Here is a 527-nt window from a genome sequence, read left to right on the forward strand (position 1 = left end):
TGTCCACACAGATGATTGTTAATTGTAAAGAGAACAACACTTATTGTTTGGGTCTGTAGCTCAGTTGGTTAGAGCGCACCCCTGATAAGGGTGAGGTCGGTAGTTCAAATCTACTCAGACCCACCACTTCTTCTTGATACTGCGTTGTAAGCTTCGTCGTTTAGTGAACTAAACGTCCTCAACTTACGCCTTGTCTCAATCGAAGTGGCTAATAAAACAGTAAGTACCAGCATATGTGGGGCTATAGCTCAGCTGGGAGAGCGCCTGCCTTGCACGCAGGAGGTCAGCAGTTCGATCCTGCTTAGCTCCACCACTTTTACTCCTTAAAAATAAACATTCTTAATCAGGTAATAAACTGCTTGAGAATAGAGTGTGTTTAATTTTGAGAAGTTTATTCTCTTGCTCTTTAAAAATTTGGAAAGCTGATATTAAAATTCTTATAGATATTCGTATCTATAAAGAGTTTTCAAAAGTAAAAATATGCCATTAATCAGTAATGATTAATCGGTATCTAACTTTAGTATTCT

At 38.1% G+C, this 527-nt stretch carries 2 tRNA genes; both read left to right on the forward strand.

Annotation, left to right across the window (positions count from 1 at the left end):
- Nucleotides 1–49: 49 nt before the first annotated feature.
- Nucleotides 50–126 (forward strand) — tRNA-Ile (locus CWC02_RS20370).
- Nucleotides 127–237: 111 nt separating this feature from the next.
- A tRNA-Ala gene (locus CWC02_RS20375) sits at nucleotides 238–313 on the forward strand.
- The last annotated feature ends 214 nt before the right edge of the window (nucleotides 314–527 follow it).

The organism is Pseudoalteromonas sp. S2721 (assembly GCF_005887425.1).
Taxonomy (GTDB): domain Bacteria; phylum Pseudomonadota; class Gammaproteobacteria; order Enterobacterales; family Alteromonadaceae; genus Pseudoalteromonas; species Pseudoalteromonas simplex.